We start from the raw sequence: 9322 nt of genomic DNA, 5'->3' as shown, positions 1-9322 counted from the left end.
GGGTCACCCAGCGTGGTGCCGGTGCCGTGGCCCTCCACCACGTCGACGTCGTGCGCGCGTTCTCACGCCGGGAGCGCGCCCAGCCGGACGCCGAGCAGGGCGTCCAGTGAATCGGGTTCGATGTCCGCACCGCCGGGTCCGGCCGGGTGGTCGAAATGGTGGTGGCCACCCCCGAAGTAGTGCGCCGCCCCGGCGAGAGCCGCGCCGGTCACGAAAGCCGCCGCGACCCCCGCCGCAATCGTCGCCGCCGCGGCGTAGCAGGAAACCGGGGTGATCGGCCGGTCGGCGACGAATCCACCGCCGGTGCCGAACTGTTCATTGGCCGCCGCGAGTACCACGCGGGATTCTGCCGAATTCGTCATGTTCATCTCCTGGGACATTCCGGTGGCTCAGCGGAGGACGTCGGTACGGGCGTCGATCAGGCCGGCCAGCGAGCCGCCCGCGGCGTCGAGGCCCGCCGGGGCCTCCGCGGCGTCCCGGTGCCCGTGGTGCCCGTGGTGGTGCCCGACGTTGTTGGCCCAGGCGTTCGCGACGTAGCCCGCGCAGGCCGCGACGGCGGCACCGGCACCGACCGCCGCCACCAGCACGGCGGTTTCGCACATCGTCGGAACGACCGCGGCTGCCAGGTAGCCGTCGGCGTTCCCGAAATCGGTGCCATTGGCGAGGTCGACAACGCGGGAACGGGTGGCCGGAAACATGGGATCCCCTTCTTGGACGCACGTGCGTCACGATGGTGAAAGACAATTGTTCACGAGGACGAGCAGCCGATTCGGTGATTTGCTCCGTGGCCGCCTTCGCCACGATGGCACGGACCACGTCACCGGGCCAAGCGTGTTCAATAATTGTTAACCCCGTAATCGCTGTGCCTTGAGTCACCCGAAAATCGCGGCCACGGGTCGGCGAACCGATGAGCCCCGTCAATCGGTGGATGTGGTGGCGCACGGCGATCGCTAACCTTCGCCGCACACCGTCTCTTCCCGACCACCATTTTCGTGGAGGTAACCATGACCACCGCAGCCACCATCGAATCCCGGGTTCCCGCGCTCGAAGAAATCGCCCCGCTCGAGATGGGCCTGCCCAGCACCGACAAGGCCTGGTTCCACGCGATCGCGCACAAGGCCGTCGACGCCTGGGTCAACATCGCCGGCGGCAGCGACGGCGTGCTCCACGAGAACGACACGCCCATCGACTTCGGCGCGGCCGGGGCCGCGAAGTTCAGCCTGGCGGACCTGCTCGAGACCCGCGCGCAGCGCATCTCCTGACCTTCCCGCGGACCGACGGCGAAAACCGGGCCGGCTGCCGCCGGTCCGGTTTTCGCGCGTCCGCGGTGGGGGCGCCGGGACCTCGCCCGTACCACCGGGCACGCCCGCGCCCAGGTCGGGCACGCGTGTGCTTGACCCGCGCCGGGGGTTCGGAAGTCCGTCCGCATTCCGCGGAATCGCCGCTCGGCCGCGCACCGCGCTCCGCCGGCCGGTACGGTGCGCTCGAGGAGGTGTGCATGCCGTCGATCCGTGACGTCGCCAAGCAGGCGCGGGTTTCCACGGCCACCGCCTCGCGCGCGCTGCGCGGGCTGCCTTCGGTCACCGCGGAGACCAGGGCACGGGTCGAGCGCGCGGCCGCCGAACTCGACTACGTGATCCCGTTCAACGCGTCCAGCCTGGCTTCGGGCCGCACGAACTCGGTCGGGATCGTGGTGCCCTTCGTCTCCCGGTGGTTCTTCGGCACGGTGATCGCCGGGGTCGAAGCCGTGTTGCGCGAAGCCGGTCTGGACCTCGTCGTGTACGGGGTGCCCGACGCGTCGAGCAGGGCGCGCTTCTTCGCCGAGATGCCCGTGCGGCGGCGCGTCGACGCGGTGCTGGTCCTGTGCCTGCCGCTGACCGGCTGGGAAGCCGACGCGATCCGGGCGCTGCGGGTACCGGTGATCCTCGTCGGCAGCACCGCCGAAGGCCTTTCCTCGGTGGGCATCGACGACTTCGCCGGTGCGACGCAGGCGGTGCGGCACCTGGCCGGGCTCGGCCACCGCCGCATCGGCCTGATCGGCGAGACCGACCCCCCGCCGCACGGGTTCACCACCCCGGGGCTCCGCCGCCACGGCTACCTGCACGCCTTGGCGGAAGCGGGGATCGCGCCGGAACCCGGCCTCGAAGCGGACGGTGGGTTCACCGCGGCCGCCGGCGAGGCGGCGATGGAACGGCTGCTCGCCCAGGCCGCCCCGCCGACCGCCGTCTTCGCCCTGTCCGACGAGATGGCGTTCGGCGCCTTGCGTGCCTTGCGCCGCACCGGGACCGGCGTGCCCGCCGACGTGTCGGTGATCGGCTTCGACGACCACGAGCTCGCCGCCGCCCTGGATCTTTCGACGATCGCGCAACCGGTGTTCGCCCAGGGGGAACGCGCGGCCGAGCTGCTGCTGGACCAGCTGCGGCGGCAGGCCCCGCCGTCGGAGGTCGTGTTCCCGACGGAACTGGTCCCCCGCGGCACCACCGGGCCGGTATCCGCGGGGGGCTGAATCCGGCCACGGATCCGGCGGTGTTTTCCTCCGCGTTTTCCGGATTTTTCCGCACTTCGCCGCCCGGGTACCCGAATTCCGCGGAGGAATTCCCGCAGGTGGAGGTGCAACGCTTACACTGCGATCGGCGGCGCTGCTCGCCCAGCACGAACGCGCACACCTTGAGGCGAAGGGACTTCCCGTTCGATGTCCGTTCAGAGAACACTCCGGTGAACGGCCTCCACGCCGAAATCCGGACCCGGATGCTCGGCGACGTCGAGCGAGTCCCACCCTCGCAGCGCCAGAAGGCCCACGATCTGCTCGCCATGGCTGTTGCCCTGTTGTGCGAAGACGTCGAAGCCGGTTCGCCCGGCACGTGGGACGCGCGCAAGGTCGCCGCGGCGCGGACCATGGGCCACAGCTGCGCCGCCGACGGCTGGCCGCTGGACAAGGTGCTCGAACTGCTGGGACGGGCCGGGGAAGAGACCATGGCCGTCCTGGCGGCGGCCCCCGGCACCGGCCCCGAGCAGCTGCGGACGCTCACCGAGACGTGCAACCGGCTCCTGCGGGAGCTGCTGCGGGGCTACCAGGAAACGGAACTCACCCCCGCATCGCCGCGGTCGGCGGCGCAGGAGGACGCGAGGGCGTTGCTGCGGGGCGACGCGGCCACCGACCAGGGGCGGTTCGCGCAGGCTTATGCGGTGCTGGCGTTCCGCACCGTTTCGCCCGCCGGGTTCGCCGTCCCGGAGTTCGACGATCCGGCCGGCGGGGTGCTCACCGTGCTCTGCGAACACGGCGGGTACGCGCTCATCCCCGCCGGTGACGAGGAAACCGCACTGAGCCGCAGCACCCGCATCCACGCCTCCCTGCCGGACGCGACCTGGGCGGGGGTCTCGTGGCAGAAGGCCGGCCGGGTGCCCGCCGGACGGGCCGAGGCCACGGACGTGGTCACCGCGGCACTGGCGGCCCGGCGGCCGCCCGGGTGCTACCTCCTCGGTGACGTGCTGGTGGAGTACGCCGTCCTGACCCAGCGATCGGTGGCCGACCTGCTCGTCGCCAAGATCGAACCCATCACGCGCAACGACGTCCTGCTGGAAACCCTGCGCGCGCTCCTGACGGCCGACGGCAACCGGTCCAAGGCCGCCGCCGGCCTGATCATCCACCGCAGCACGCTGGACTACCGGCTGCAGCGGATCGAACAGCTGACCGGGTACGACCCCACGTCGGTGCGGCACCTGCACGTCCTCAGCACCGCGCTCACCGCGCACGAAGCGATGACTTCACCGCCGCCGCCGCTGCCCATGGACGAAGCCGTTTCCTGACTTCCCTTTCGGCCGATGCGGATGGTTTCCGGCCGCGAACCGATCGACGATGCTCCCAGGCCGGTCCGGTGACCGGCGATCGGTCAACGCGGACCGTTCCGCATCGATTCCGGAAGCAGGCGTTGATGGCGATCTATTTCGTCCGGCACGGCGAGTCGCTGGCGAACGAACAGAATCTTTTCGCCGGGAGGCAGAACACCCCGCTCACCGAGCTGGGCGTCCGGCAGGCGCGGCAGGCGGGAGACCGCGTCGCCGCACTCGGTGTCCGGTACGACGAAATCCACGTATCGCCGCTGGACCGGGCGAAGCACACGGCGGAAATCATCGCGGGCCGGCTCGACGGCGGGCTCGAGCTGATCGAATCGGCCGCGCTCGTCGAGCGGGACTTCGGCGTGTTCACCGCGCAGAACAAGAGCCTGCTCAAGAAGAGCATCGGCTTCCGCGCCTACACCGGGCACTTCCACCGCAGCACGGGTTGCCCGCCCGGCGGCGAGTCGTGGCGCCTGCTGCACGAGCGGGTCCGCACCTACTACGAGCAGGTCCTGCTGCCGCGCTCCCTGGCCGGGAAGAACGTCCTGGTCGTCGCGCACAAGTACGTGGTCGAGATGTTCGCGGTCGTGGTGGCGGGCATCGCCGAAGAGGACTACCACGACCTGAAGATTCCCAACGCGCGGCCGCTGTCCGAAGCGGACTTGCGGCGCCTCGGCCGCACCCTGGCGAAGACGTCCGCGGTGCACGACTTCGGCGAGGTCGTCGAGATCCGGCTGCCGGTGCTGGTGGCGGCCGGCGCCGCACTGGGCGCGGCGGCCCAGCTGGCCCTGCGGGTCCGGCTGCCGGCACCGGTGTTCACGGCAGCCGTGGTGGCTCTGCTGGGGCTGAGCACCTTCTTCGGCATGCTCCGCCTGCACCCGGGAGTCCTGCGCGGCTTCGGGCCGAGCGTCCGGAAAGCGCTTCCTCTCACCGGTCTCCGGGTCGGCGCCGGGCTGGCGCTGGCTTGGGTGTTCGCCGGCAACCCGGTGTCCTCGCTCGGGCTGTTCCTGCTCCTGCCGCCTGCCCTGCTGACCCCGGCGCTGTCATTGTTGTGGGGCGGAGACTACTTCGCCGCCGTCCGGCAGACGGTGACGGCCACGCTGGTGCTCCCGGTCCTGGTGCTGGCGGCCGGGTGGTTCCCGCACCGGATACCCGGCCTCGGCGCCGCGGTGGCGGGCTACCTCGCGGTACTGGCGGGCGCCATGGCGTTGCCCGCCTTCGCCGCCCAGCTGCTGCGGCGGCGCAGCCCCATCCGCGCCGGACAGCTCAGCACCAACTGGAACTGGGTCGGCGGAGCGGTGCTGGTGCCGCTGGCCGCAGTCGTCACGTTCGCCTTGACGCCCACCGGCGGGGTGGACGCGACCGGTCTCCTGCAAGCCGTGGCGATCGTCGCGGTGACGCTGCTCGCGCTGCGCGTGGCCGCGTTGGTGTACCTCCGGCACCGCGCCCTGCCGGCGGGCGAGGGCCGCGACCTGTACATCACCCAGTGCACCCCCAATATCTTCCTGTGGCTGGCGTTCGCCGGCCCCCTCGGCCACGGTGCGGCGCTGCTGGCCCCGGTCGCCGCGTTCGGGTTCTTCGCGGCGATGCCCGCGGACGAATTCGTGTTCGTGCGGCGCTACCGGCGAACCCTGCGCGAAGCAATGGATCGCGCGCTTTCCGCTCATCTCCTTCATCCGGTCGATGCGCCGGCCACAAAGGCGATGTTCTGATATCGCCACGGGATCGTCATCCCGATCGAAAATCGGACCATTGTTTCGGAGGTAATGGAATGAACAAGGTGGAGGCGTTTCTCGCCGGAAGCCCCGCGGCCGGCGAGCTGGAGCCACTGGCGCTGGTGGACGCCGGCCCGGTGATCTCCTGCACGGTCGACGTGGCGGAAGGCGTCGCGGTGGGCTTCGCTCTGATCGCGCGGGCGGCGCAGCGGGCCCACCTCGCGGGTGCCCACCTCGCCACCGCCACCCGCGACATCGGGTTCCGCCCGGAGCCGGCCGCGCTCACCGCGAACGGCGCGGGCGCACCCGGCGCGGGCATGGCCGCGCACCAGCTGATCGGCGTACTCACCGACCTGGCCTGACCAGCGCCCGACGACCGGTGTCCGCCGGCCAACCCCCGACGGACACCGGCCGGTCAGCCCCCGCGGGAACCTGCCGAGGTTCCCCCGCCGACCGAGCCCCCGGCGGCGCAGGCACCCGGCTGCGGCCGGAGTTCCCGGGCCACCGCCCAGCCGCGGCACAACGCGCCAACGGACTTGCCCGGCGCCCCCGGCCACGCGCCAGCCTCCCCGCCGCCCCCAACCACTCACCCGCGGCGCAACCGCCCGGGCACCCGCCGGTCTTCGCGGGCGCGGCGGGCCGCGATCCGCGCGTCGGTGCGGGCCTGGCTGAGCGCGACCGCCAGCCGGGTCGAGACCACCAGGATCGCCGCCGCCGCCACGATCACCTGCGTACCGGTACTCATTCGCCGCGCTCCCTTCCCGCCTCAGCGTGTTCCTCCCATCACACCACCGCGGGCCACCCGGCGGGACCCGCAGCGCCAGGTCACCCGATCGGGTTGGGGAAATCCTTCACGACCACCCCGGCCCTCCGCCGTTCGCGGAATCCGCTTCCGGATTCGGCGTCCTTCCCGGCGGCGGCGGGCACTGGCGCGGACACTGGGGGTCCGTGATCCCCGGCGATCGGGAGCAGACATGAGCACCGCCATCGTGGTCGGCAGCGGCCCCAACGGGCTTGCCGCCGCCGTGGCGCTGGCCCGCGCCGGCGTCGAGGTCACCGTGCTCGAGGCGGCCGGGCGGATCGGCGGGGGCGCCCGGTCGACCGAGGCGATCCTGCCCGGCCTGCTGCACGACGACTGCTCGGCCTTCCACCCGATGGCCGCCGGCTCCACCTTCCTGCGCGGCTTGGGCCTCGACGCCTACGGGCTGTCCTGGGCGTGGCCGGAAATCGACTGCGCGCACCCGCTCGACGGCGGCGACGCGGCCCTGCTGCACCGGTCGATCGCCGACACCGAAGCCGGGCTGGGTCCCGACGGCGTGCGCTGGCGGCGTGCCTTCGGCCGTCCGGCCGCGCGGTTCGACGCGGTGGCCGAGGACATCATGGGCCCGCTGCTGCGGTTCCCGAAGCACCCGCTGACCCTGGCCCGGTTCGGCCTGCCCACGCTTCTGCCCGGCTCGGCCTTCGCGCGCCTGTTCGCCACCGAGCGGGCGCGGGCGCTGTTCGGCGGGATCGCCGCGCACGCGTTCCGGCCGCTGCACCACCCGCTGACCTCGGCCGTCGGCCTCGGCATCATCGCGGCCGGGCACCGGCACGGCTGGCCGGTCGCCGCCGGCGGGTCGGGCTCGATCACCGCCGCGCTGGCGGCGCTGCTGCACGACCTCGGCGGCCGGATCGAGACGGGCGTGCGGATCACCGCGGCGGGCCAGCTGCCGCCCGCCGACGCCACCCTGTTCGACCTCGCTCCCGGCGCGGTCGCGGACATCCTCGGCGACCGGTTGCCGTCCCGGATCGCGCGCGCGTACCGCCGGTACCGGCACGGGCCGGGCGCGTTCAAGGTCGACTTCGCCGTGGACGGCGGGGTGCCGTGGGCGAACCCGGACGTCGGCCGCGCGGGGACCGTCCACTTGGGAGGAACCTACGCCGAGATCGCCGCCGGCGAGCGGGAAATCCACGCCGGACGGCTGCCGGAGCGGCCGTTCGTCCTCGTCGGGCAGCAGTACCTGGCCGACCCGGGCCGCTCGGCGGGCACCGTTCATCCGTTGTGGACGTACGCGCACGTGCCGCACGGCTACGGCGGCGACGCCACCGAGGCCATCGTCGAACGGATCGAACGGTTCGCGCCCGGCTTCCGGGACCGGATCGTGGGCACGGCGGTGCGCTCGGCCACGCAGCTGGCGGTGTACAACCCCAACTACGTCGGCGGGGACGTCGTCACCGGCGCCACGACCCCGCGCCGGCTCGTGTTCGGCCCGCGCGTGACCCTCTCCCCCTACGACGTCGGCGTCCCGGGCATGTACCTGTGCTCGGCCGCGACGCCGCCCGGCGCGGGCGCGCACGGCATGTGCGGCGCGAACGCCGCCGCGCGCGCCTTGCGCCACCTTTCATCCCCCCGCCGCACACGCCGGGGCTGACCGGGATCCGCATTCCGCCGGAAAGGCTTCCGGGAAACACCGGTGGTCCGCCGAGCCAGCCGGCAATAAGCTTTCCCCATGGCCGGGACCGGTGCCGATTCCCCGGACGGCCGTCTTGCCGGGCCCGCGCGCCCGTGCGCCCCCCAAAGGGGTGCGCGGGCCCGGCATCCAGCTTCCGCACCCCGCCGCCGTAGCCGTGGGTGAACGCGGGAAGCACCGTCACCGAAAAACCAGCCGTGGAACGGATCTTCCGCGGAAAACCGGAAATGGCTCGTCCCGGACCCGGTCGGTCCTGGACGAGCCATTCCGTCTGCGGTTCCGGTCAGCTCGCCGAGCGGTCGCCGCGAGCGCGGATCAGCTCGTCGGCACTGGCCCCGGCACCCGGCGTGAACCGCGCGTCGTCACCGCCGTTCTCGAAATGGCCGTTGTGGTAGTGGTAATAGGCCTTGGCCGCCAGGTAACCGAGACCGGCTCCGGCGAAGCCGATCCCCACGAGGTCGACCGCGGCCGGGGTGCACGTGACGGTCAGCTCCGTTTCCGCGAAGCCGCCCGCTTCGATTTCCGAACCGATCGCGGTCCGCTCGTTCACCGCGGTTTCGACAATGTTCACCAGGAACCTCCCTTGAACGGGGCGAATCGGGAAACCTCATCGCTGGAGGGAAAACTACGGCACCGGGCAACGGCGGACATCCACCATTGTGTGGAGCACCGCTCCCGGTCAGACGCCGGCGAGTCCCGACCGGTAGGCGCAGATCGCCGCGACCGTCCGGTTGGGGGCGTTCAGCTTCCGCAGGATGCTCAGGACGTGGCTGCGCACGGTGGTCACCGAAATCCCGAGCACGTCGGCGATCTCCTGGTTCGCGCTGCCGGAAGCCAGCAACAGCAGCACGTCCAGCTCGCGCTCGGTGAGCAGCTCGCGCAGCTGCCGGGCCCGGGGTCCGCGCGGGTTGCGGACCACGGTTTCCGCGAGCGCGGGCAGGTACCGCGGGGGCGCGAACCAATGTCCGGAAGCCACTCCGCGGACGGCCGTGACGAGCTCCTCGGCGGGGCTGGAGGTCAGGACAACCCCGGTGATCCCCCGCGTGAAGAGCCCGGCGACGTGGTCCTCGGCCGGATTCGCCGTCACCGCGAGGATCCCGCCCGCGGCGACGGCGCCGAACCGCTCGGCCAGCGCGGTCAGGTCCGGGGTCGCGGCGTCGACGATCCCCACCGCCCGCCCGGCGGCGCCCGCTCTGGTGCACAGCTGGTCCCGGTCCACGACCAGCTCCACCGCGGCGATCTCCGGCGCGTTGGCCCGCAGCCAGCGGATGTTGTCCGCCGAGACGCTGAACGAACCCGTCACGAGCACCGTGACGCCAT

11 protein-coding genes and 1 pseudogene are annotated in these 9322 nt (G+C 72.4%); 6 read left to right on the top strand and 6 right to left on the bottom strand.

The annotated features are described in order from the left end of the window. The 3 genes and pseudogenes from AB0F15_RS30895 to AB0F15_RS30885 all read right to left on the bottom strand — a co-directional run. Positions 1–56: pseudogene (locus tag AB0F15_RS30895) on the bottom strand (hypothetical protein); the annotation flags it as partial. Between the two features lie 6 nt (positions 57–62). Then, entirely contained in the window at positions 63–362 is a 300-nt protein-coding gene (locus tag AB0F15_RS30890; protein WP_360277884.1) for a hypothetical protein, read from the bottom strand. Positions 363–389: 27 nt separating this feature from the next. Continuing rightward, positions 390–698 carry a hypothetical protein gene (locus AB0F15_RS30885; protein WP_360277882.1) on the bottom strand — a complete coding sequence of 103 codons (309 nt, stop codon included), beginning with the start codon at positions 696–698 and terminating at the stop codon, positions 390–392. A gap of 306 nt (positions 699–1004) precedes the next feature. Between AB0F15_RS30885 and AB0F15_RS30880 the strand changes: the two genes are divergently transcribed. The 5 genes from AB0F15_RS30880 (at position 1005) to AB0F15_RS30860 (ending at position 5914) form a co-directional block, all read left to right on the top strand. Then, on the top strand, positions 1005–1262 hold the full coding sequence (locus tag AB0F15_RS30880) for a hypothetical protein (RefSeq protein ID WP_360277879.1): 258 nt from the start codon (positions 1005–1007) through the stop codon (positions 1260–1262). A gap of 236 nt (positions 1263–1498) precedes the next feature. Next, positions 1499–2506 carry a LacI family DNA-binding transcriptional regulator gene (locus tag AB0F15_RS30875; protein ID WP_360277877.1) on the top strand — a complete coding sequence of 336 codons (1008 nt, stop codon included), beginning with the start codon at positions 1499–1501 and terminating at the stop codon, positions 2504–2506. A gap of 209 nt (positions 2507–2715) precedes the next feature. Then, the gene (locus AB0F15_RS30870) at positions 2716–3807 is read left to right on the top strand and encodes a helix-turn-helix domain-containing protein (protein ID WP_360277874.1); all 1092 of its coding nucleotides are present in this window, start codon (positions 2716–2718) and stop codon (positions 3805–3807) included. 125 nt (positions 3808–3932) lie between these two features. Beyond that, a complete protein-coding gene (locus tag AB0F15_RS30865; protein ID WP_360277873.1) occupies positions 3933–5549 on the top strand; it encodes a histidine phosphatase family protein in 1617 nt (538 codons plus the stop codon). A 59-nt stretch (positions 5550–5608) separates the two neighbouring features. After that, positions 5609–5914 (top strand): hypothetical protein, encoded by a 306-nt coding sequence (locus AB0F15_RS30860; protein WP_360277871.1) that lies wholly within the window; start codon positions 5609–5611, stop codon positions 5912–5914. Positions 5915–6138: 224 nt separating this feature from the next. On the opposite strand, the gene AB0F15_RS30855 is transcribed toward AB0F15_RS30860, so the two are convergent. Further along, complete coding sequence (locus AB0F15_RS30855; protein WP_360277869.1) at positions 6139–6297, bottom strand: hypothetical protein; 159 nt, start codon at positions 6295–6297, stop codon at positions 6139–6141. A 229-nt stretch (positions 6298–6526) separates the two neighbouring features. Between AB0F15_RS30855 and AB0F15_RS30850 the strand changes: the two genes are divergently transcribed. Next, on the top strand, positions 6527–7963 hold the full coding sequence (locus AB0F15_RS30850) for an NAD(P)/FAD-dependent oxidoreductase (protein ID WP_360277866.1): 1437 nt from the start codon (positions 6527–6529) through the stop codon (positions 7961–7963). A 322-nt stretch (positions 7964–8285) separates the two neighbouring features. Here AB0F15_RS30850 and AB0F15_RS30845 read toward each other — a convergent pair whose 3' ends face one another. Further along, positions 8286–8573, bottom strand: coding sequence for a hypothetical protein (locus tag AB0F15_RS30845; RefSeq protein ID WP_360277863.1), 288 nt, complete (start codon positions 8571–8573; stop codon positions 8286–8288). Between the two features lie 108 nt (positions 8574–8681). Continuing rightward, the gene (locus tag AB0F15_RS30840) at positions 8682–9305 is read right to left on the bottom strand and encodes a response regulator transcription factor (RefSeq protein ID WP_360277860.1); all 624 of its coding nucleotides are present in this window, start codon (positions 9303–9305) and stop codon (positions 8682–8684) included. Positions 9306–9322 lie beyond the last annotated feature (17 nt).

Source organism: Amycolatopsis sp. NPDC026612 (genome assembly GCF_040638285.1).
Taxonomy (GTDB): Bacteria; Actinomycetota; Actinomycetes; order Mycobacteriales; family Pseudonocardiaceae; genus Amycolatopsis.
This window is presented reverse-complemented; position numbering and strand designations above follow the sequence as displayed.